25 protein-coding genes and 1 tRNA gene are annotated in these 22,366 nt (G+C 36.0%); 15 read left to right on the forward strand and 11 right to left on the reverse strand.

What is annotated here, in order from left to right; translation table 11 throughout:
- Positions 1-134 precede the first annotated feature (134 nt).
- Complete coding sequence (gene rimM, locus ACIQ2X_RS01800) at positions 135-659, reverse strand: ribosome maturation factor RimM (RefSeq protein WP_396177165.1); 525 nt, start codon at positions 657-659, stop codon at positions 135-137.
- A gap of 14 nt (positions 660-673) precedes the next feature.
- Entirely contained in the window at positions 674-1,225 is a 552-nt protein-coding gene (locus tag ACIQ2X_RS01805; RefSeq protein WP_396177166.1) for a 30S ribosomal protein S16, read from the reverse strand.
- Positions 1,226-1,476: 251 nt separating this feature from the next.
- On the opposite strand from ACIQ2X_RS01805, the gene ACIQ2X_RS01810 reads away from it, so the two are divergent.
- From ACIQ2X_RS01810 to ACIQ2X_RS01845, 8 genes are all read left to right on the forward strand, one after another.
- The gene (locus tag ACIQ2X_RS01810; protein WP_396177167.1) at positions 1,477-2,001 is read left to right on the forward strand and encodes a DUF6252 family protein; all 525 of its coding nucleotides are present in this window, start codon (positions 1,477-1,479) and stop codon (positions 1,999-2,001) included.
- Between the two features lie 64 nt (positions 2,002-2,065).
- A complete protein-coding gene (locus ACIQ2X_RS01815; RefSeq protein WP_396177168.1) occupies positions 2,066-3,280 on the forward strand; it encodes an ATP-binding protein in 1,215 nt (404 codons plus the stop codon).
- A 100-nt stretch (positions 3,281-3,380) separates the two neighbouring features.
- The gene (locus tag ACIQ2X_RS01820) at positions 3,381-3,785 is read left to right on the forward strand and encodes an RNA recognition motif domain-containing protein (RefSeq protein WP_396177169.1); all 405 of its coding nucleotides are present in this window, start codon (positions 3,381-3,383) and stop codon (positions 3,783-3,785) included.
- A gap of 233 nt (positions 3,786-4,018) precedes the next feature.
- Positions 4,019-8,566, forward strand: a complete 4,548-nt coding sequence (dnaE, locus tag ACIQ2X_RS01825) for a DNA polymerase III subunit alpha (protein ID WP_396177170.1) — start codon at positions 4,019-4,021, stop codon at positions 8,564-8,566.
- A 101-nt stretch (positions 8,567-8,667) separates the two neighbouring features.
- Positions 8,668-8,985 carry a thioredoxin gene (gene trxA / locus ACIQ2X_RS01830; protein WP_396177171.1) on the forward strand — a complete coding sequence of 106 codons (318 nt, stop codon included), beginning with the start codon at positions 8,668-8,670 and terminating at the stop codon, positions 8,983-8,985.
- A gap of 216 nt (positions 8,986-9,201) precedes the next feature.
- Positions 9,202-10,128 (forward strand): DUF58 domain-containing protein, encoded by a 927-nt coding sequence (locus ACIQ2X_RS01835; RefSeq protein ID WP_396177172.1) that lies wholly within the window; start codon positions 9,202-9,204, stop codon positions 10,126-10,128.
- A gap of 87 nt (positions 10,129-10,215) precedes the next feature.
- Positions 10,216-10,289: transfer RNA gene (locus tag ACIQ2X_RS01840), tRNA-Asp, on the forward strand.
- A 283-nt stretch (positions 10,290-10,572) separates the two neighbouring features.
- Entirely contained in the window at positions 10,573-11,133 is a 561-nt protein-coding gene (locus ACIQ2X_RS01845) for a DUF4494 domain-containing protein (RefSeq protein WP_396177173.1), read from the forward strand.
- A 49-nt stretch (positions 11,134-11,182) separates the two neighbouring features.
- Here the strand turns inward: ACIQ2X_RS01845 and ACIQ2X_RS01850 are convergent, their stop codons facing one another.
- Positions 11,183-11,680 carry a DUF456 domain-containing protein gene (locus ACIQ2X_RS01850; RefSeq protein ID WP_396177174.1) on the reverse strand — a complete coding sequence of 166 codons (498 nt, stop codon included), beginning with the start codon at positions 11,678-11,680 and terminating at the stop codon, positions 11,183-11,185.
- 52 nt (positions 11,681-11,732) lie between these two features.
- Between ACIQ2X_RS01850 and ACIQ2X_RS01855 the strand changes: the two genes are divergently transcribed.
- Positions 11,733-12,218 (forward strand): hypothetical protein, encoded by a 486-nt coding sequence (locus ACIQ2X_RS01855; protein WP_396177175.1) that lies wholly within the window; start codon positions 11,733-11,735, stop codon positions 12,216-12,218.
- Positions 12,219-12,283: 65 nt separating this feature from the next.
- Here the strand turns inward: ACIQ2X_RS01855 and ACIQ2X_RS01860 are convergent, their stop codons facing one another.
- From ACIQ2X_RS01860 to ACIQ2X_RS01870, 3 genes are read right to left on the reverse strand one after another with little or no spacing between them, the layout of a single operon-like run.
- Entirely contained in the window at positions 12,284-12,439 is a 156-nt protein-coding gene (locus ACIQ2X_RS01860) for a hypothetical protein (protein WP_396177176.1), read from the reverse strand.
- The gene (locus ACIQ2X_RS01865) at positions 12,420-13,526 is read right to left on the reverse strand and encodes a glycosyltransferase (protein ID WP_396177177.1); all 1,107 of its coding nucleotides are present in this window, start codon (positions 13,524-13,526) and stop codon (positions 12,420-12,422) included. Before ACIQ2X_RS01865 ends, ACIQ2X_RS01860 begins: the two co-directional genes overlap by 20 nt.
- Positions 13,523-14,455 carry a hypothetical protein gene (locus ACIQ2X_RS01870; protein ID WP_396177178.1) on the reverse strand — a complete coding sequence of 311 codons (933 nt, stop codon included), beginning with the start codon at positions 14,453-14,455 and terminating at the stop codon, positions 13,523-13,525. The genes ACIQ2X_RS01865 and ACIQ2X_RS01870 overlap by 4 nt, the downstream gene beginning before the upstream one ends.
- A gap of 279 nt (positions 14,456-14,734) precedes the next feature.
- Between ACIQ2X_RS01870 and ruvC the strand changes: the two genes are divergently transcribed.
- Positions 14,735-15,289: a crossover junction endodeoxyribonuclease RuvC gene (gene ruvC / locus ACIQ2X_RS01875; protein WP_396177179.1), complete on the forward strand. Its 555-nt coding sequence runs from the start codon at positions 14,735-14,737 to the stop codon at positions 15,287-15,289.
- Positions 15,290-15,353: 64 nt separating this feature from the next.
- Positions 15,354-16,484 (forward strand): radical SAM family heme chaperone HemW, encoded by a 1,131-nt coding sequence (gene hemW, locus ACIQ2X_RS01880; protein ID WP_396177180.1) that lies wholly within the window; start codon positions 15,354-15,356, stop codon positions 16,482-16,484.
- A 1-nt stretch (position 16,485) separates the two neighbouring features.
- Here the strand turns inward: hemW and ACIQ2X_RS01885 are convergent, their stop codons facing one another.
- A complete protein-coding gene (locus ACIQ2X_RS01885) occupies positions 16,486-16,860 on the reverse strand; it encodes a type II toxin-antitoxin system death-on-curing family toxin (protein ID WP_396177181.1) in 375 nt (124 codons plus the stop codon).
- The gene (locus tag ACIQ2X_RS01890; protein WP_396177182.1) at positions 16,857-17,042 is read right to left on the reverse strand and encodes a hypothetical protein; all 186 of its coding nucleotides are present in this window, start codon (positions 17,040-17,042) and stop codon (positions 16,857-16,859) included. The genes ACIQ2X_RS01885 and ACIQ2X_RS01890 overlap by 4 nt, the downstream gene beginning before the upstream one ends.
- Before the next feature lie 120 nt (positions 17,043-17,162).
- Here ACIQ2X_RS01890 and ACIQ2X_RS01895 point away from each other — a divergent pair, with 120 nt between their 5' ends.
- From ACIQ2X_RS01895 to ACIQ2X_RS01910, 4 genes are all read left to right on the forward strand, one after another.
- Positions 17,163-17,930, forward strand: a complete 768-nt coding sequence (locus tag ACIQ2X_RS01895; protein WP_396177183.1) for a cyclase family protein — start codon at positions 17,163-17,165, stop codon at positions 17,928-17,930.
- A gap of 73 nt (positions 17,931-18,003) precedes the next feature.
- Positions 18,004-18,375 (forward strand): four helix bundle protein, encoded by a 372-nt coding sequence (locus ACIQ2X_RS01900; protein WP_396177184.1) that lies wholly within the window; start codon positions 18,004-18,006, stop codon positions 18,373-18,375.
- A gap of 63 nt (positions 18,376-18,438) precedes the next feature.
- Complete coding sequence (locus tag ACIQ2X_RS01905) at positions 18,439-18,807, forward strand: MmcQ/YjbR family DNA-binding protein (protein ID WP_396177185.1); 369 nt, start codon at positions 18,439-18,441, stop codon at positions 18,805-18,807.
- Between the two features lie 60 nt (positions 18,808-18,867).
- Positions 18,868-19,590: a PH domain-containing protein gene (locus tag ACIQ2X_RS01910; RefSeq protein ID WP_396177186.1), complete on the forward strand. Its 723-nt coding sequence runs from the start codon at positions 18,868-18,870 to the stop codon at positions 19,588-19,590.
- Positions 19,591-19,689: 99 nt separating this feature from the next.
- On the opposite strand, the gene ACIQ2X_RS01915 is transcribed toward ACIQ2X_RS01910, so the two are convergent.
- The 3 genes from ACIQ2X_RS01915 to ACIQ2X_RS01925 are packed head-to-tail and all read right to left on the reverse strand — an operon-like array spanning position 19,690 to position 22,241.
- A complete protein-coding gene (locus ACIQ2X_RS01915) occupies positions 19,690-21,438 on the reverse strand; it encodes a M56 family metallopeptidase (RefSeq protein ID WP_396177187.1) in 1,749 nt (582 codons plus the stop codon).
- Positions 21,435-21,806 (reverse strand): BlaI/MecI/CopY family transcriptional regulator, encoded by a 372-nt coding sequence (locus ACIQ2X_RS01920; protein ID WP_396177188.1) that lies wholly within the window; start codon positions 21,804-21,806, stop codon positions 21,435-21,437. The genes ACIQ2X_RS01915 and ACIQ2X_RS01920 overlap by 4 nt, the downstream gene beginning before the upstream one ends.
- A gap of 6 nt (positions 21,807-21,812) precedes the next feature.
- A complete protein-coding gene (locus tag ACIQ2X_RS01925) occupies positions 21,813-22,241 on the reverse strand; it encodes a hypothetical protein (protein ID WP_396177189.1) in 429 nt (142 codons plus the stop codon).
- Positions 22,242-22,366 lie beyond the last annotated feature (125 nt).

Below are 22,366 nucleotides of genomic sequence, written 5' to 3' on the forward strand. Positions count from 1 at the left end.
GGTTCAAAATTAAAACTTTCATTAAGAGTTACCTTAAATTTTCTTAATTTCTTAATGGTTCAAAATTAAAACTTTCATTAAGAGTTACCCTAATTTTCTTAATTTCTTAATGGTTCAAAATTAAAACTTTAATTTTATAAATACATTTCTATTAGACCTTCCGGTAAATCCATAATCACCTTCTTGTTTTCTCGATCAATTTTTACCAAGAAATGGTCAATCATCGGGATCAAAATTTCTGTGTCGCCATTCAAAACTTCGAAAAGCGGTTGGGCAGAACTGTCGTTGATGGATTGAATTTCGCCAACAAATCCCAGACGTTTGTCTTCGACTTCAAAGCCAATTACTTCGTGAAAGTAGAATTTGTTACCCGAAAGTTTGGGCAACATTTTTAAGGGAAGATACACGTGATTGCCTAAAAGCGCATCTACTTCTTCTTCATTGTTTACGTCTTCAAAACGAACACGTAAAAAGTCGTTTTTGTGTAACGAACTGTTTTCAATAAAAAAAGGAACCAAATGTTTGCCGCATTCGACAAACATTGATTCCAAGTTTTCGTATAACTCGGGTTCGTCTGTATCTAAATAGATAAGCACTTCCCCTTTAAAGCTAAATTTTTTCGCGATTTTACCTAAATAGAAACAATCTTCTTTACGCATTACCGCTAGTTAAATTAGGCTTGAGCTTCTTCGTTGTTTTCTTCAGTAGCTGTTTCTTCTGCAGCTACTTCTTCTGGAGCATTTGCAGCTTCAGCAGCAGCAATTGCATCAGCTTCCGCTTTTTTAGCAGCAGCTACACGGTCTTCGTTTACTTTTTTCTCAGCGGCAAGTGCTTTTGCTCTTGCGTCTGCTTTTGAAGTAGACAATCCGTCTTTTTTAGCATTAACTTTGCTGTCTTTTGCTTCTAACCAAGCAGCCAATTTAGCATCAGCTTGCTCTTGTGTCAAAGCACCTTTACGAATACCGCCATCAAGGTGGTGTTTCAATAAAGCTCCTTTGTAAGAAAGAATTGCTTTTGCAGTGTCAGTTGGTTGAGCACCATTGTGCAACCATCTAACAGCACTGTCTACATCTAATTCAATAGTTGCAGGGTTTGTGTTTGGATTGTAAGTACCAATTTTTTCTAGGTATTTACCATCTCTTTTTGAACGAGCATCAGCTGCTACAACCCAGTAAAAAGGTTTTCCTTTTTTACCGTGTCTTTGTAATCTAATTTTTACAGACATAATCTAAGATTAAATTTTGAGGTACACGACCTCGATTAATTAAGGGTGCAAAGATACATTTTTTTTTATTTCATTCAACTTTTGAGTTGCTTTTTAAATTGAAAATCAACGAAATGTTTCACTTGAATGTCTAATTTTGTTAATTATGCAGGATGAAATTTAATTTATAGAAAATAATTTAGCATATTTCGTTTTAAAAACTATTTTTGTAACCTATAATTGAGTTCCAAATCTGTAAATTGAATAATTAAATGAAAAAGATTTTCGCATTATTAATGATTGTTACTGTATTAGCTTCATGTGAAGAAGAAGTAAGTTTCAATACTCCCGCTTTTCAAGCAAGAAAAGATAATTTTATGTGGCGAGCTGACGACTATACGGCAGTTTACAGAATGTCGGACAGCACCTTGGTGTTAACAGGTTTTAAAGGTTTTGAAAAACTCACAATGACAGCTTATCCTGTATTGATTACGGGTACAGGTAACACTTCTTTTTTTCAAGATGCTACTTTTGATTTCAGTAACAATCCCTTCGCTCTTGCCGAATACAGTTATGTAAATAACGGCCAAGTATTGATGTATGCAACAGATGTTGAAGATCAGGCAAATGGTGAGTTGGTTATTCAAAATGCAGCGATACAAAAACCAGGAACAATATCTGGAACATTTCGATTTGACGCACCTTACACAGGTGAAGTTCCTACGGAGTTAGATCGAATCAATTTTCAGGAAGGCGTTTTTTATGAAATACCCATAACATTTGGGCCGGCGTTATAAATTTTATACGAAGCCATTCTAAAAAGAGTGGCTTTTTTTATACTTTAATTTTAAATTTGTTGGAATGAAAGCCCCTCAAATCCCCACAAATGAAACTATTAGACTTAAAGCTCTAAAAGAATATTCCGTTTTAGATACCCTTCCCGAAAAGGAGTACGACGACATCACCCAGCTGGCTTCGCAAATTTGCGGAACCGCTATTTCTACCATTAGTTTAATCGACGAAAACCGGCAGTGGTTTAAATCAAAAGTGGGTTTGGAAGTTGCAGAAACTCCTAAAGAATATTCGTTTTGTGGTCATGCTATTGTCGATCCTGGTCAGATTTTTACTGTTAAAGATTCCCGATTGGACGAGCGGTTTCAGGATAATCCACTCGTTGTAGGCGATCCACATGTGGTATTTTATACCGGAGTGCCGCTTGTAAGTCCAGAAGGTTTTGCATTGGGAACTTTATGTGTTATCGACAACAAGCCGAAAGAGTTGAGTCAAGAACAGCTAAAAGCATTGAAAGCCTTGTCTAATCAAGTAGTAAGTTTGTTTGAACTTCGCAAAAGTAAAATACTTTTAGAACTACTGACCGCTGATTTGGAAAACCGAAATAAGGAATTGGAAAAATTTGCTCGGGTTGCCGCACACGACATCAAATCGCCCTTAAATAATATCTCAGGTCTTATTGATATTTTATTGGAACAATATTCCTTTAGCTTGGACGATAATGCTAAAATGATGATGTCGATGCTGGTTACTTCTTCTCAAACATTACGGGAATTGGTCGACGGCATATTGGAACACAGTCAAAGTGACCATGTGTTGACCGAAAAGAAAAGCGTTTTTAAATTAGACGAAGTAGTAACGAAGTCAATTGAATTACTAGATCCTACCAACCAGTATCATTTCATCAAAGAGTACAAAGCGCCTCTAATTACCGCAAATAAAATTGCTTTGCAGCAAATTTTTCTAAATTTGATTAGTAATGCCATCAAATACAACGATAAAGAAAGGGTGGAAATTACAATTGGTTTTTCGGAAAATGCCGATTTTTATACATTTCATGTTCTTGATAATGGAGCGGGAATCGACAAAAAATATCAAGAAAAAATATTTGACATTTTCGAAATTGTAGCAAATGTTGATCGTTTTGGTAAAAAAGGAACAGGTGTAGGGCTCTCTACGGTTAAAAAATTAGTTAAAGGTCTTGGCGGAAAAATCAACGTTCAATCTACAAAAAATACCGGAACTACATTCGAATTTACAATTGCCAAGCAGGATTTTCTGTAATTTACAAACTTAATTTACTAATGTATTCACAAATATTGTATTCCATTGTAAAATGCAAATAAAATAGTTTACATTTGTTTGAATTATAATAATAGTACATATGAATATTTTCGTTGGAAGTCTTCCTTTTAGCATTGAGGAAGCAGATTTAAGAGAGTCTTTTGAGGCTTATGGTACTGTAGATTCTGTAAAAATTATTACAGATAAATTTACAGGTAGAAGTAAAGGATTTGGTTTTGTTGAAATGCCAAATGATGACGATGCACAAAAAGCAATTGACGAATTGAACGGAGCTACTGTTCAAGGACGTGCAATTGTAGTAAATAAATCAGAGCCAAAACCAGAAGGAGAAAGAAGAAGCTTCAATGGTGGTGGAAACCGTGGTGGTGGAAGCGGAGCTGGTGGATTCAGAGGTGGAAGCGATCGCAATTCTGGCGGTGGTGGATACGGAGGAAACAGCCGTGGCGGAGACAACCGTGGTGGTGGAAACAGAGGTGGTTACTAAAACCTTTTTTGTTCCTAAAATACCAGTCAAAAATAGCATAATGTACTTTTAGTAGATCAAACTGTTTTTTTCAAATTATATAAAATGCCATTCTTAAAATTGTTTAGTCAATTTTGAGAATGGTTTTTTGATTTGTTGATAACTATATATTGGCAAAATTAAGTTTTAAACGTAGCTTTGTACGTTTACAGCTTTTGGAATTTGGAATTTAACTTTTTGGAATTTATCAACCTATGTACCTAATTTTTGATACGGAAACCACCGGATTGCCCAAACGTTGGGACGCACCCATAACTGATTCTGCCAATTGGCCTCGTTGTATCCAAATTGCTTGGCAGTTACATGATGAAATGGGAAACTTGATTGAAAATCAAGATTTTTTGATTAAACCCGAAGGCTTTAATATTCCCTTTGATGCCGAAAGAATTCACGGAATTTCAACCGAATTGGCCAAGGAAAATGGTTTTTTATTGTTGGAAGTTTTAGAAAAATTCAACATTGCTCTAGCAAAAACCAAATTTATTGTGGGTCAAAATCTGGGTTTTGACCTTAATATTATGGGTGCCGAATTTCATCGAATGGGAATTGAATCTCCTATGAATTCGAAGAAAGTCCTCGATACGTGTACTGAGGTTACCGCCAATTTATTAAAACTTCCTGGTGGTAGAGGCGGCCGTTTTAAATTACCTACCTTAACCGAACTACATCAGTATTTATTTAACGTGCCTTTTTCTGAAGCCCACAATGCTACTGCCGATGTGGAAGCTACAACACGTTGTTTCTTAGAATTAATTCGAAGAGAAGTTTTTACCAAAGAACAACTAGAAGTTCCCGCTTCTTATTTCAAAGAATTTCAGCAACAAAATCCATATGAATTTCAGCTCATTGGATTAAAACACATCAATTTAAAAGCGGCTTCAGAAGAAATTCGCAAGCAGTTGCAAACCCTTGAAGCAGGTGGAAGTAAAACCATTATTTCAGCTGCTGAAAAAAAAGATTTAAAAGAAGCTCGATTTGCACATTTGCACAATCATACGCAATTTTCGGTGTTACAATCCACGATTGCGATTCCGAATATGATTTCGGCAGCTTCCAAATTTAAAATGCCCGCTGTTGCCATGACGGACAGCGGAAACATGATGGGTGCTTTTCACTTTGTAAGCGCCGTAATGAATCATAATAAATCGGCAAAAGTAAAAATTGAGGTAGCAATTGCAGCAGGCGAAAAACCTGAAGATGTTGAAATTAAACCCATTGTAGGGTGCGAATTTTACGTTTGCGAAAACCACGAAGACCGAACCAAAAAAGACAACGGCTATCAAATTGTATTGTTGGCCAAAAATAAAAAGGGCTATCATAATTTGGTTAAAATGGCGTCCCTTGCTTATACTAAGGGATTCTATTACCTGCCGAGAATAGACCGTGCAATTATCGAAAAATATAAAGAAGACATCATCGTTTTGTCAGGAAGTTTATATGGAGAAATTTCCAGTAAAATTTTAAATGTTGGAGAGAATCAAGCGGAAGAAGCACTCCTTTGGTGGAAACGGCAATTTGGCAACGATTTCTATTTGGAAATTATGCGCCATAACCAAGAAGATGAAAACAGAGTCAACAAAACGTTGATTGAATTTTCGAGAAAACACGATGTTAAATTAGTTGCCACCAACAATACTTTTTACTTAAATAAAGAAGACGCCAACGCTCACGATATTTTGTTGTGTGTCAAAGACGGCGAAAAACAAGCCACGCCTATTGGTCGTGGAAGAGGTTACCGCTACGGTTTACCCAATCAAGAATATTATTTTAAATCCGAAGACGAGATGAAAAAATTGTTTTCGGATTTACCAGAAGCAATTATTTCCATTCAGGAAATCGTCGATAAAGTCGAAATTTACTCGTTGTATCGTGACGTTTTATTACCTAAATACGACATTCCGCAAGAATTTTTGATGCCAGAAGATGAAATAGACGGAGGTGTTCGAGGCGAAAATGCCTATTTACGTCACCTAACGATGCTGGGTGCCGAAAAAAGATACGGTACCATTACGCCTGAAATTAAAGAGCGCTTGGATTTTGAGCTATTAACGATATCCAATTCGGGTTATCCAGGTTACTTTTTAATTGTGCAAGATTTCATTGCCGAAGCCCGAAAAATGGACGTTTCTGTAGGGCCGGGTAGGGGTTCTGCTGCAGGTTCTGCCGTGGCGTATTGTTTGGGAATTACCAATATCGATCCGATTAAATACGATTTGCTTTTTGAGCGTTTCTTGAATCCCGATCGTGTGTCGATGCCCGATATTGATATTGATTTTGACGATGAGGGTCGCGGTCGCGTGATGGATTATGTAATTAATAAATACGGACGAAAGCAGGTGGCACAAATTATCACGTATGGTAAAATGGCAACCAAATCGGCCATTCGAGATACCGCTCGTGTACTCGATTTGCCACTTTTTGAAGCGGATCGGATTGCGAAATTAATTCCGAATATGATGCCTTCCAAATGGAACTTGGCACGTTTTATTTCAGAGAACGAAGATGAGGTAAAAAAAGCATTACGTTCGGATGAATTCGATAGTGTAAAAGAGTTAATTGCCATTGCGAATGAAGGAGAACTGGCTGGCGAAACCATTCAACAAGCCAAAATTTTAGAAGGGTCGTTGCGAAATACGGGTATTCACGCCTGCGGTGTAATTATTACACCTTCAGATATTACGAATTTCGTTCCGGTTACAACTGCCAAAGATTCTGAGTTATACGTCACACAGTTCGACAACTCCGTAGCAGAAAGTGCAGGCTTGTTAAAGATGGATTTCTTGGGACTGAAAACCTTGACGTTAATCAAAGATACCGTGAAACTCGTTAAATATCGAAACGGAATTGACTTGAATCCGGATGAATTTCCCATCGACGACAAAAAAACCTACGAACTTTTTCAACGAGGAGAAACGGTAGGGATATTTCAGTACGAATCTCCTGGAATGCAAAAGTACATGAAGGATTTGAAACCAACTGTCTTTGGCGATTTAATTGCGATGAATGCTTTGTATCGTCCCGGCCCAATTGAATATATACCGTCATTTGTTCGCCGAAAAAATGGCGAAGAAGAAATAAAATACGATTTAGATGCTTGCGAGGAATATCTGGGTGAGACCTATGGAATTACCGTTTATCAGGAACAAGTAATGCTTTTGTCGCAGTCTTTGGCAGGATTTTCAAAAGGTGATGCCGATGTTTTGCGAAAAGCAATGGGTAAAAAGCAAAAAGACGTTTTGGATAAAATGAAACCCAAATTTGTGGAGCAAGCTTCAGCAAAAGGTCACGACGCTGCTATTTTAGAAAAAATTTGGAAAGACTGGGAGGCATTTGCGAGTTATGCTTTTAATAAATCGCACTCTACATGTTACGCTTGGATTGCATATCAAACGGCGTATCTCAAAGCACATTATCCCGCAGAATACATGGCGGCGGTACTTTCGAATAATATGAACGACATCAAACAGGTTTCGTTTTTTATGGAAGAATGCAAACGAATGGGGCTAAAGGTTTTGGGTCCTTGTGTAAACGAATCTTTTTATAAGTTTACAGTTAACGATGCCTACGCCATTCGCTTTGGTATGGGAGCTGTAAAAGGGGTGGGTTCTGGAGCAGTTCAAACAATTGTAGAAAATCGGAAAGATGGAAAGTACAAATCGATTTTTGATTTGGCTAAACGGATCGATCTTCGGGCTGCAAATAAAAAAGCAATCGAAAATCTGGCCTTAGCGGGAGGTTTTGACACATTCGAAGGAACTACAAGAGCCCAGTATTTTCACCAAGAAGATAGCGATAATGTTACATTTTATGAAAAAGCAATTCGTTATGGAGCTAAATTTCAAGAAAACGAAAATTCGTCTCAGGTAAGTTTATTTGGTGAGTCGAGTGATGTTCAAATTGCCGAACCCGTCGTGCCTCCTTGCGAAGACTGGAGCACGATGGAAAAATTAGCTAAAGAAAAAGAAGTAGTTGGGATTTACATTTCGGGTCATCCACTTGATGATTTCCGGTTTGAGATGAAATATTTTTGTAATTCCAATCTCGAGGCCTTAAAAAATCTAGAGCAAAATGTAGGTAAGAGCTTGACATTTGCCGGAATTATTAATAACGTCCAGCACCGTGTTTCTCAAAACGGAAAAGGCTGGGCAATGTTTACTTTAGAAGGTTTTGACGAAAGTTTCGAGTTCCGCATTTTCAATGAAGAATACCTTAAATTCCGACACTTTTTGATTCAAAATAATTTTACGTTTTTCAAAATTTTAGTCAAAGAAGGTTGGGTTAATAGAGAAACGGGAAAAAAATCAGATCCGCGAATTCAGTTTACCGAAGCGAAGCAACTGCAAGATGTCTTGACTAATTTTTCTAAAAAGATAATCATCGATTTAGACATTAAAACCCTGAAACCTGAACTTATAAATCATTTGAATACCGTTTTTTCAGAATTTCAAGGCGATCACCAATTGAGTTTTGAAATTGTTGAAACTGAAAAAACACTGGTTAAAAGCACCCCGATGAAGGTAGAAATGGATTTTTCTGATAACGAGCAAGATCTTCAAATAGACCAAGAAATGGATGCAGAGGAAGTTTTGGAAACTGAAATTCCACTAGAAATTCCAACGGTAAATGAAGAAACTAGAATTTTAACCAAGCTGTCGATGAACAGCCGAAAAGTAAAAGTTAATATTTGTCACGAACTTTTACAGCAATTGGAAAAATTTGATTTGAACTTCCGTTTGAATTAGAAAATCATTTTTAGCTATTTGCGAATTGCTAAAACTAATTTAAAATCATTTTAATACTCAATTAAAAAATGTAGCTTTGTGTACTAATTAAAAAAAATATTATGGCATTAACAATAACAGATGCTACTTTTGAGGAAGTGGTATTGAAATCAGACAAACCCGTAGTAGTAGATTTTTGGGCAGCATGGTGTGGGCCTTGCCGTATGGTAGGTCCCGTTATCGACGAAGTTGCTACGGAATACGAAGGAAAAGCAATTGTAGGAAAAGTAGATGTGGATGCAAATCAAGAATTTGCAGCAAAATACGGAGTACGAAATATTCCAACAGTCTTGGTATTTCAAAATGGAGAAGTGGTGGGCCGTCAAGTGGGCGTTTCTCCTAAAAAAGCATATACTGATGCACTAGATGCATTGTTGTAACGCAAATTGCAACATAAATGGAAAAGGTTTGGCGATTGTCAAACCTTTTTTTTTTGGAGCGAACCGCTTGGGCTTTTTCAGGTTTTCCTATTCCCGCCTTCCATCCATCCCGATGAAAAATCGGGATTCCCTCCAGTCGGGGCTATTTGGGTTTTCATAGCACCTTTGTATGCAATTCCTTTTCAAAATCTCCAATCTTTTCAATATCTTTGGTTTATGAATATTGAATCACAATTCGAAAATATAGCGCGATTTCAGCACTTGGAGCTTTTGGCAAACCAAGTAGTAGAAGGATTTATTTCGGGAATGCATAAAAGTCCTTTTCACGGATTTTCAGCAGAGTTTGCCGAACATAAAACCTACAATGCTGGCGAAAGTACCAAACACATCGACTGGAAATTGTTTGCCAAAACCGATCGATTGTATACCAAAAGATATGAAGAGGAAACAAATTTGCGTTGCCACCTCATCATTGATAATTCGTCTTCTATGCAATATCCAGCATTGAAATCAAACGAATTATTTTATAAAAACAAGATTGGCTTTTGCGTTTTGGCATCTGCTGTTTTGATGAATTTGCTCAAAAAACAACGAGATGCAGTAGGTTTAAGTATTTATTCGGATACTTACGAATATTATGCTCCTGAAAAAGGAAGCGATAGGCACCACCGTATGTTGTTGAGTCAACTTGAAAATCTACTTCACAATAAGAAAGAAACAAAGCCTACCGATACGGTGACATTTTTGCATCAAATTGCCGAGAAAATGCACCGCCGTTCGATGATTGTGCTTTTTACCGATATGTTTCAATCCGGTAATCAAGACGCCTTGTTCAATGCTTTGCAGCATCTGAAGCATAATAAGCATAAGGTGGTGTTGTTTCATGTAATTGATCAACACACCGAGGTAAATTTTGATTTTGATAATGGACCAAGAAAATTTGTAGATTTAGAAACGGGCGAAGAAGTACATGTTTTTGCCGATAATATAAAGGAGACATACGAAAAGGAAGTGAAAAATTATTTCAAAAAAATTGAAATGACTTGTATGCAAAACAAAATTCGCTACGTTCCAGTAAATGTGGGAGAAGATTTTGAAAAAATTTTAACCACCTATTTGATTGAAAAACAATCTTTTGCTTGATATAGGGAATAAAAGGCATTTTTTTTTTTCATAAAACACTTGCAGAAATCAAAATGAGTTGTATATTTGCAACCGCAATAGAGCAGAGGTTTGGTAGTTCAGTTGGTTAGAATACATGCCTGTCACGCATGGGGTCGCGGGTTCGAGTCCCGTCCAGACCGCTATATTGGGAAAAGCACTTCAGAAATGAAGTGCTTTTTTGTCCAATAACGGTATCTAAAATAGTTGTGTTGTTTTTACCCGAAAGGGTAGGTTTAGTAGTTAGACCAATGAAAAGCTTTCCACTTTGTGGATGGCTTTTTTGTTTTTGGTGCTATTATGAAAACAGTTTCGTATTTAATTATTTCTTCTGTAAATTTTCCAAATTGTGAATATCTATTTTTACAAACGGTCTCTTTATTTTTCGTTTTAATCTATCTTTGACTTCCTAAAAAAATAGAAATTATGAGTGCAACCTGGTACGAATGTAAAGTAAAATATAGAAAAACAAACGATGCTGGAATTCAAAAAGTAGTTACCGAGCCGTATCTCGTTGATGCTGTATCTTATACCGAAGCAGAACGCCGAATTAACGAAGAAATGGCAGCCTACATCAGTGAAGAGTTTAAAATAACCAACATCAAGTTAGCCAATTTTGCCGAAATTCATCCGTTTGAAAATTGCGACCGATGGTTTAAATCTAAAATCGCGCTAGTAGCTTATGATGAAGAGAGTGGAAAGGAACGCAAAACCAATATTCACTTTTTGCTTCAAGCCAATGATGTCAAAGAAGCTTTTGACCATACCGTAGAAGTAATGAAAGGAACAACGGGAGATTACACCATTCCGATGATTATGGAATCGCCCATTATGGATGTTTTTCCTTATTTTAGCGGTGAAGAAGGTGATTTGGAACAACTAGAGCGTTTTAATGCTGCCAAAGCTTCCAAGCCAAATTTAGTGTCATTTGGAGAACTAAACGAGGCAATTGAAGAAGAAACAGAAATGCTATCTGAAAGTATTTAACTTTAAAGAAACATCAGTTTGAATCAACCATTTGAATTGATGTTTTTTATTAAAAATTAGGGCTGTTTGTCCAAGCCAAATAAATAAACAAACCCAAATACACCATACAAACCACAAATTTCATAAAAGTAGAAGCCAAAAATCCGATAAAAGAACCCGTCGCCGATTTCAATGCCCTTTTTTTATCCGAAGAGTTGTAAATCAATTCGCCCACAAAGGCACCCACAAACGGTCCAATAATAAATCCCAACGGAATTGGAGCGATAAGCCCTAAAATCAATCCAATATTAGTACCCCAAATGCCGTATTTGCTTCCGCCAAAACGTTTGGTTCCTTTTGCTGGAATCACATAATCCAAAACAGCTACAAGTATTGCAACGAATAGCGTAATGCCAAGCGTCCAATAGTTCATCGGGACTGCATCGGTACTAAAAAGTAGTAATAATCCCAACCAACTAATTGGCGGGCCAGGTAAAACGGGGAGGAAACTACCCAAAATACCCACAATCATACAAATCAAACCAATCATTAATAAGATGTAATCCATAAAAATTAATTTTAGTACATTTGAAAAATATAAAATAACACTTGACCAATACATGCAACTCACTAAAAGTTTAGCGATTCTACTGGTTCTAATTTGCGGTTCGTCATGCGATTATTTTCGCAAACCTACTCCGTCCAAAGAAGAATTGCTCCAAAAAGAGTTGAACACCATCAATTGGAACCAAGTCGATCAATATCCATCCATTTCAGAATGTGATAATATTCAAGACAAATCCCAGCGCCAACAATGTTTTTTCGAATATTTAACCGCTCTCATTCAACAAAAAATAAGCCAAGATACCTTACCGTTTTTAGGAGTAAACGTCGACACCATTGCCGTAAAAGTAACCATTTTTCCGGATGCCACCATTGCGTTTGAACCGCAATTTCCACAAGATTCGGTTGCCTACGATAAAATTAAAATCGACAGTGTACTGACCGAAAAACTCAAAAATTTCCCGCGAATCAATCCCGCTCTTAAACGCGGAATTCCCGTAAAGACGCAGTTTATTCTTCCCGTAATCTTAAAGCAGGAATAATTTTTTTTGAAGCTATCCCGAAACTTCGGGACTGCTATCCATTTCAATTTTTCAGTCAAAGCCCCTTATTTTCTCTGTAGGAAAAGTCCCGAAGCTTCGGAGCCGTTGGTCGATCTTTCTATCAGGAAAATACTGGGTTTTTTTCCTTCAAAATTTCCATTACTATCGGGGCTAGAAATCCAAAAATCCAAAAATCCCACATCACCTCGGCTTCCATTCATAATTTCCTTTCAACGAAAACAAAGCAACTCCTACACTAAAAAAAGGATACAGCAAAGTACTCAAAACATAAAAACGTATTTGTCGGGGTTGGATAAATTTTCCTGTTTTAAATTGTAAGACAAAGTCAGCAATGATTTTTAAGGTAAAAATCAAGTACCAATCCCAAAATGGAATTATTCCAAAAAAACAAAAAACCAATCCGACAACGATAGCTAAATTACCCAGAAATACAGCAATGGCAACAGATTTTGCAAAAAAACTTTTGTATGCAGAAGTCTTTGAAGCCCAACGAATCCGTTGATGAAGTAAGGACTTCCACGAAAAACAGGGTTGTGTCAGCACTAAAAAGTCGTGATTTTTTAAATAGCCTATTTTGGAAATTCCAAATTCATGCGATTGAATGGTTTTTTGTAATAAAAAAACATCATCGCCACTCGAAATATGATTGCAACCAGCAAAACCCATGAGTTTTTCAAACAAATTTTTGGTATAGGCAAAATTAGCACCATTGCACATAAAGGGTTTTGAAATGCCAAAACTGCCCATCGTAGCACCTTGCAAACTCATGATTTCCAACAGCTGAAAATGCTGCAGAAATTCGTCATTTGTGTAATAAGTAACGGGTCCTGCAATCATTTCAACATTGTGTTCACGGATAAAAGCGTCCAAAGTTTTAAGCCAATTTTCAGGCACCAAACAATCAGCATCGGTGGTAACAATCCATTCGTTTTTGGCGTGTTGTACGGCAATTTCTATCGCATCCTTTTTTGGGGAATTCGATTTTCGAATGTTTTTTAATACCTTAAAATCAAAATTATAGGTACCAAACTGAAAGCCATCTGTAGAGTCGTCATCCATAAAAATGATTTCAAATAATTCACGCGGATAATTTATTTGCGAAAGCGACAACAACAAATCTGGCAGCACTTTCGTTTCATTCCGGAATGGAACGATGATGCTAAATGCAGTTTTCGGACTTTGGTATTGTGTAGTAAAATAGGGAACTTTGCCTATTCCAAAAGCAAATCGAAGGATAAAATATCCATAAACCACAACGATTAAAAGAAGCATTATACTGTAAATCATACCGTTTTATGAAGTTGGGGTTTAAATCGAAACACGTAAACGCTTCCCGCCAAAACGGGCAAAACGATATTGAGAAACCACATCAGCATACTGATAAATACAATAATCCATTCGTTGATTCCTAAAATACCGAAAAAGTAAACCGAAACGCCACCTTTTACCGCAAAATCCAAAAACTGAAAAGTCGGCAATGAAGAAGCCAAAAAATAAACTGCCGCAATGGTTCCCATCAATGTAAAATAAGGCATGTTGACATCAAACGCCAAAAACAAAAAGTAGTATTGGTGCGAAAAAGTCAAATACCGCAACACCGCCAAAACAAGGTTTCTTTGGTGCATTTTTTTAGGCAAAGCATTTATTTTTTCAAAAAACTGATTCAATGAGTAGCCTTTGATGGTAATTTTTTTTAGCAAAAAAAACAGTAAACCAAGTCCTAAAACTACCAACAATAAAATGCCCACTTCAAGCCAATAGCCTAAAATCAGCAAACCAACAATCCCAAAAAGAATGCTTAAAATCATTTGAATTCCGTTGCAAATCAAGTTTAAAAACACCACTTCACCGGTGTTTTTCTTTGGAAAATAGAGCGCTTTTCCCGCATACTCTCCAATTCCGTTGGGCGTGAAAAGTCCAGCGGTTAAGGCGGCCAAAACTTGTTCGGTAGCTTTGGACAAGGAAATGGGTTGGAGTTTTTGTGCGAGATTTTGCCATTTTAAAATTTCTAAAAAGCGGTTCAAAAAACTCAACGAAAGAATAAATGCAATTCCTGCAATCGACTTTTTTCGTTCTAATAATGCAAGAAACTGGTTCCAATCGAGTTTTTCGTTGTGCACCAATTGGTTGTAAATAAAATATAAAGCACCACCAACAATTAAAAGTTTCGCAAGAAACACCAAGAATTGTTTAGCTTTGTAAGGAATTGAAATCATCCTTGCAAAAGTAAAGCAAAGCAATCAAGATTCCTGCAAAGTTTTCAAAACCTTGTAAGTTTATTAAAATGGATTTTATCTGGTTTTGAAAAATCAGCTGCATTTGATGGTCAATCGCTATTTGCGTTAGGGATAGAAACGGAAATCCTTTTGTGGAGTCCCGACCCTTCGGGACGGAACAAAAGATTGAAGTGAATAGCCCGGCCCAAAGGGAAACGCCCAAATTGCAGTGCTGATTCCAGATTTTTAGCAAGAAACTTGAAACTTGAAACCATAATTTTGACACACGAACGCATCATATTAGGAATCGACCCCGGAACAACCATTATGGGTTTTGGCTTGATCAAAGTGATCAACAAGAAAATGGAGTTCATTCAATTAAATGAACTGATTTTGAACAAATACGACGATCATTACATGAAATTGAAAGTCATTTTTGAGCGAACCATCGAATTGATTGACACACATCATCCCGATGAAATTGCCATTGAAGCGCCGTTTTTTGGTAAAAACGTGCAGTCGATGCTCAAATTAGGAAGAGCTCAAGGCGTTGCTATGGCTGCGGGACTTTCACGCCAAATCCCGATTACCGAATACGAACCCAAAAAAATCAAAATGGCCATCACCGGAAACGGAAATGCATCTAAAGAACAAGTAGCCAAAATGCTGCAACAACTTCTAGGACTGAAAACCTTACCCAAAAATCTGGATTCTACGGATGGATTGGCAGCTGCGGTTTGTCACTTTTTTAACAGTGGAAAAGTCGTTGGGACGAAAAGTTATTCGGGATGGGATGCATTTGTAAAAGATAATGAGAAACGAGTGAAAAAATAGTTTTCAGTCGCAGTTTTCAGTCACAAAACTTTAAACTGCTACTGTGATTCAATATTTAAAAAATATGGCAGGCATCTACATCCACATCCCATTTTGCAAGCAAGCTTGCCACTATTGCGACTTTCACTTTTCGACATCGATGAAAAAGAAGGACGAAATGGTTTTGGCTTTAGCCAAAGAAATTCGGATGCGAAAAAGCGAAATAGTTGAAATGGTTGAAACGATTTACTTTGGAGGAGGAACGCCTTCTGTTTTGACGAATACTGAAATTGAGTTTTTGATTCAAACGGTTTATGATCATTTTGAAGTAATTGAGAATCCTGAAATTACGCTCGAAGCCAATCCCGATGACTTGCCAGAGGAACGTATTGTTGCACTTTCAGAAACCCCAATTAACCGACTTTCCATCGGCGTTCAATCTTTTTTTGAAGATGATTTGAAAATGATGAATCGGGCCCATAATTCGGCGGAAGCCAAAAATGCACTACAAATGGCAACGCGTTATTTCGACAATATTTCAATTGACTTGATTTATGGAATTCCAAACATGACGAATGAAATGTGGTTGCAGAATATCAAAACAGCTTTAAGTTTTGGCATTCCACACATTTCCAGTTATGCATTGACGGTGGAACCGAAAACAGCTCTAAAAAAATTAATCCAAACCGGAAAAATTGCCGAACCTAGGGACGATGTGGCGCAAGAACATTTTCAGATTCTAGTGGATACTTTACAAGAAAGTGGATTTATACATTACGAACTGTCAAATTTTGGTAAAGAAAATTTCTTTTCAAAGAACAATTCGGGGTATTGGTTGGGTAAAAAGTACTTGGGAATCGGTCCGTCGGCACACAGTTACGATGGAATTTCCAGAAGTTGGAATAGTGCCAATAATAGTATTTATTTAAAATCTCTAAACGAAAACATCATTCCTTCGGAAAGAGAAATCCTGAGTGTAAACGACCAGTACAACGAGTACGTGATGACGGGTTTGCGAACCATTTGGGGTGTTTCTATGGATCGAATTGAAAACGAGTTTGGTGTGAAATACTTGGATTATTTGTTGAAACAATCCCAAAAATTCATTGCTGATGATTTGCTTTCGATTGAAAATGGTATGCTCAAAGCGACTAAAAAAGGAAAGTTTTTGACAGATGGAATTGCAAGCAATTTGTTTAGATTGAGAAAAGATTAATTTATTTTTTGAGTTTCGAATAGATCCACAATTTTATGTCCTCAAATCTAAAATCCCCTTTGCTTGCCATTATTACCATGCTATATTTGTCATCTTGACTTGCTACGATATCTAAATTATTTTCTAAAAGCAACAATCTCATTAGCGTATAAGCTGTTCTTTTATTTCCATCCATAAAAGGATGATTAATAATTATGCTTTCAAAAATAGCCGCAGCTTTTTCAACCGCATTTGGATACAAATCTTGATTATCAAATGTTGAGAATGGTCTTGCCAGTGCTGATTCCAAACCACGGAAATCACGAATACCTTTTGTACCGCCAAATTTATCAATTAAGATATTATGAATTATTTCTGTTTCTTTAATTGAAATCATTGAGCCAGTCTATCAAGTAAATCGCTGTCTTCCGACAGAACTTTTTTTAAGTTGGAGGGTAAAGTTGACTTAGAAACGTCAGATTGTACTTCTTTAATTAAATCCAAGATATCAACAAGTATTTTATCTGGAACATGATCCAGCGCTTTGGTAATTTCGTTTTTTATATCTATTGTTGTCATTTTTCAAAGATAATAATTTTTCTGAAGCGTGAAGTGGTGTTTTTTATCGAACGCTTAATCTTGAAGTTATCCTCAAATTTAAATTAAAAATGTTAGTTTTGGAATACTAAATTTTTTAATGTGAAAGCAACCATAAATCACAATGCGAAAACCTTTCAAGTAGACTTCTCAAAACCACTCGATATTTCCATTACGTTGTCCAATACCGATGAAAATCCAGTCGCTTGGTACCAAGACCTGCCTCAAATTGAACCCGTAAAAATGGGCGATTGGATAGGTAAAGTTTCGGAAGGAAAATCGTCTACCAATTTTAATAATATTTTTTTCAATCCACACGCTCACGGGACCCACACGGAATGTTTGGGACATATTACCAAGGAGTTTTATAGCATCAACCAAACCTTGAAAACGTTTTTTTTCCTGGCAGAATTGGTTTCGGTTGCGCCAGAACTGCAAGGAGAAGATTTAGTTATTACAAAGGAGCAAATCGAGAAAGCGTTGAATGGAAAAACGCCAGAGGCAATTGTTATCCGGACTTTACCAAACAAGAACGAGAAACTTTCAAAGAACTATTCCAACACAAATCCGCCTTTTCTGGATGAAAAAGCTTCGGGATTTATTCGCGAAAGCGGAATAAAACACCTTTTAATCGACTTGCCAAGTGTGGACAAGGAACACGACGAGGGAAAATTATTGGCACATAAAGCCTTTTGGAATGTGAAAGATGTTACTATTTTAAATGAAGATGCGCGAATGGACGCCACAATTACCGAAATGATTTTTGTAAAAGATGACATTTCAGACGGAAGTTATTTGTTGAATTTGCAAATTGCTTCTTTTGAGAATGATGCAGCTCCGTCTAAGCCCATTTTATATAGTTTGGAGTAGTTAGTGGTGAGTAGTCTTGAGTTTAAAATACGGAGTTTGGAGTAAAGAGATTAAAGTTTAAATGATAATATAAATGGATTACAAAGATTTATTGGCTTATAAAAAATCATATTTATTGGCAATGCAGATTTTTGAGGTTTCTAAGGCTTTTATGAGGGAAGAACGACATTTTTTAACGGATCAAATCAGGCGGAGTTCGAGAAGTGTAACTGTAACAATCACAGAAGCCTACCGAAAAAGGATTTATTCTAAAAACTTTTTGAGTAAATTGACCGATGCGGAGACTGAAAATTCGGAAGCCAAAGTATGGTTAGATTTCTCTTTATCTTGCGGGTATTTGGATGAATCAAATTATAAAAACCTAACAGACTTAAATAATGAAGTAGGAAAATTAATTTATTACATGATTATAAATCCAGTTAAATTTGGCTCATCAAAAATATAATAGAATTTAAACTCCCAACTTCCTAGCGACTCCCTACTCAAAACTCTAAACCCCTTACTCACAATGAACATCCAGCAATATTTCGAATTTTGTCTTGCCAAAAAAGGCGTTACAGAGCATTTTCCGTTTGATGAAGATACATTGGTTTTTAAAGTCGGTGGAAAAATGTTTGCGCTTTCTTCTTTGTCTCAATGGGAAAAAGGAACACCTTCCGTCAATTTGAAATGTGACCCAGAACGGGCTGAGGAACTTAGAGCGGAATTCAACGACATACAACCGGGCTATCATATGAGTAAAATCCATTGGAATACGGTGACTTTAAACGGTGATGTTTCGGATAAAATGGTTCGAGAATTAATCGATCATTCGTACGATTTGGTTTTCAAAAGTTTGACAAAAAAAATACAGACTGAGATTAATTTAGGCGAATAGATAATTTGAAAATTAGATAATTAGACAGTACATTTACAAAATATAATAGCAACTCAAAACATGAACGAACAGATAAAAAAGTTTTTAAACGAAGAACAAGACCCAAAAGCGATTGAAAAAATCACTTCGAAGTTATCCGATTTATTGATGAAAAACGAGGAAGTTGGGTATATTGGTGTCCAAAAAAAGCCTGTAACTGTTTTTCCGGACAGCATTATTTTGACCAACAAACGAATCATTATTTGCAAACCAAAAAATCTGGGTTTCTCGATGGACTTTGTGGATTATAACTGGGACAATATTTCGCATACTTCTGTAAATGAAAGTATGTTGGGTTCTGAATTTTCGTTTATTACCAAAACAAATTTGACCATTTCGATGGATTATTTGCCAAAAATTCAGGCGCGAAAAATTTATACATTTGCCAAAGAACAATTGGATGAACAAAAAATGGGTTTTGCATCAATGGAAGAAGCCGTTTTGCAACCCGAAATTGTACAATCTGAGGTTTTTATTGAAGCACAAACGCAAGAACCAATTGAAGAAATAGAAACAGAAGAAGTGACGGATTTTGCCGATATTATTCCGGTAGCACAATCAGATTACAGAGCGGAAAAACAATTTCCAGATGTGGAATCAACCCCTAAAGAGCGTCCATTAAGTGCACTTTCTCAGGACGAATTATTTGATAAACTGCAAAATTACAAACGACTTTTAGACAACGGTTTGATTTTGCAAGGCGAATACGATGCGTTGAAAAAAGAAATTATTGCATTGATGTAAAATTCTTAAACCTAGCTATAAAAAAATCCATTCCGTTGAAAGAATGGATTTTTTGTTGAAATTTGTTTCTGATTGGTGTTTTTTTGGGTTAAATCCAAATCAATTTCCTTGTATAGAAATAGGTAACGAATATAAAACCCGTACTTTTTTCCCGTTTTCTTCGCCCGGAATCCACTTAGGCGAAAGTTTTAAAACGCGAACGGCTTCTTCGCCAGTTCCGTGACCAATGTCACGCAAAACTTTAAAATTAGTTAAGCTTCCGTCTTTTTCGACTACAAATTGGATAAAAACTCTTCCTTTTAAATCTTTTACATCAGGCATTTTATAATTTTGTCCAACAAAATCGTAAAATTTTTGAATTCCGCCTTGAAATTCTGGTCGTTTTTCAACTGCTAAGTAAATGTCAGACTTGGGTTCTTGGTCTTTCGGAATGGCAACTTCTTTGTCTAACCGAGGTGCTTTTTCAACTGCAATTTCCTTTTCATAATCTATAAATAGTTCTACTTTATCACCTGGATACTTAGTAGGTTTTTTACCCATATTATTTTTATCAAAATACGAATGTGTAAAAAACCAAAACTGAAAAGGTTGTGGGTGTTTTTTAGTTCGCGCATTTTTAAAAACAGCACTTCCAGAAAAATATGCAATTTCTTCAGGGGTGTATTTATTAAGTTCTGAATTTGGAACATTTTTATTGTCTATCCAAATGGCGTATTTTTTACTGTCTTTGTAATCCTCAAATTCTTTTTTGGTTGGCGATTTTTTTACAATAGCGTTAGGAACTGTTAGCCAAGTTTTAAATTTTGCTTTGTCTTCTGTTGTTAACTCTTCATAAAGTTTATCTAAAATCAAATCTTCACCAATAACCGCTGTTTTTCTGTTTGAACCTTTTTTATAAACTTTGAAACGTACTCCAGCAAAATAGTCGTCTAATTTTACATCATCTGAAACTTTAGATTTTTCTGACTGGTTTGTTGAGGTTTGATTCCTTTGTTGGGCTACGGTTTCAAAGCACAAAAAGTAAATCAATAAAGTAGATACGGGTAAAATGGCTATCTTTTTAAGAAAGATGGTTTTCGAAGACGTGGTTTTTGTCATCATAATTAATCGTTTTTTGGTTACTAAAAAATTCAAATTACTGGCCAAGTAAATCGTTTGAGTGCCGTTTCCTTTTTGCAAGAGCAAACTCTGGTAATACGGAACATTGTTATGAGATCGTACCACGTTTTCGTCTGCAAGAAATTCGTGATTGAGTTGGATTGCTTTTTTATATAAAATCAAGATGGGGTTGAACCAAAAAATGGTTTTTAGGATTTCGATAAAGAGAATGTCTAAAGTATGTTTTTGTTGGACGTGAGTTAGTTCATGGGAGAATAATTCGCCTTCTATTTTTTTGTTTTCAAAATTCTCTTTGTTGATGAAAATGTAGCTGAGAAAAGTATGTGGTAAAACGTTCTCGTTCAATAAAACCAAGGTCGCATTTTGAATTTTTTGAGTAGCATTTGTTTTTATTTTTTGTTCAATAGTAATCAAATTAAGCACAAAACGAGAAAGTAAAGCAATGGAAACTAAAGCATAAACACTCCAAAGAATGAATGGAATATAAGTAGTTTTTTCTTCTAAAATTACAGTTGAAACAGGCAATGCTTGTATAGTGTTTTGAACTGCAACAGCTGTACGTTCCACAGGTATTTCAAAAGTAAAAAAAGGAATAAGTAATGAAAATAGCAGCCCAAATAACAGATAGAATCTATTAAAATAAGGCATTTTTTCTTTTTCAAGCAACAAAATATATACGCTATAAAGCAAGCCAAGCGAAAGTGTCGATTTTAGTAAAAAGTCCATCATTGCTGTTTCTTTTTAAGTTGTGCGTCGATAATTTTTTGAAGCTCTTCTAATTCAAAAGTAGATAAATCAGTTTGTGTCGTGAAAAACGATGCAAACTGTGATGCAGAATCGTTAAAGAAATTCTTTATCAAACCGTTCACGTGTTTTGAAAAATAAGCCTCTTTTTTAACCAAAGGAATATATTCTCTGTTGTTTCCTATTACTTTATAGCCTACAAATTTTTTGTCCACCATTCTCTTCAATAAAGTTGCTACCGTAGTTGATGCAGGTTTGGGTTCTGGGAAAGCTTCTAAGAGGTCTTTCATAAAGCCTTTTTTAAGTTTCCAGAGGTAGTTCATTAATTGTTCTTCAGTTGGTGTCAGTTGCATGTTTTATTAATTTAAAGTGTCTAAAGTACTGGCTATTGGTGTGCCTTTTTCATAAAATTTCGAACCTAAATAAGTGCCTTTTTCATCATAAAATTTCCATTCGTCGGATAAAAACCAATGTGCCATTGTGCTATCAATTTCTAATTTAGAAATACCTTCTGACATTTTTTTTCCGTTTGAATGATAATTGATGGTTTGGCAAATTCCGTTTTTATATTTCTTTTTAGAGACTAATTTTTTGTTAGCAAATTCTCTCCAAATGCCTGTTTCTAAATCGTGTTTGTATCTTCCTTTTGAAATTAGTACGTCATCCATAACGTTGTCTTTATAAACCCAACGACCAACTTTTTGTCCGTTTTTTCGTTGGTTGATTTTACAATTTGAAAATAGTAAAACACAAACAAAGAGTAATTTAAAAACACGAATTGTAGTCATTCTAAAATTTTTGTTCTACAAATGTAGAAAACTATTTTTCATTCTACAAGTGTAGAGCAAAAAAAGTAGCATAAAAAAATCCATTCGTTGGTGAATGGACTGAAATTTCAAAGTCAAAATTTATT

The sequence above is a fragment of the Flavobacterium sp. genome, from assembly GCF_044368625.1.
Lineage (GTDB): Bacteria > Bacteroidota > Bacteroidia > Flavobacteriales > Flavobacteriaceae > Flavobacterium.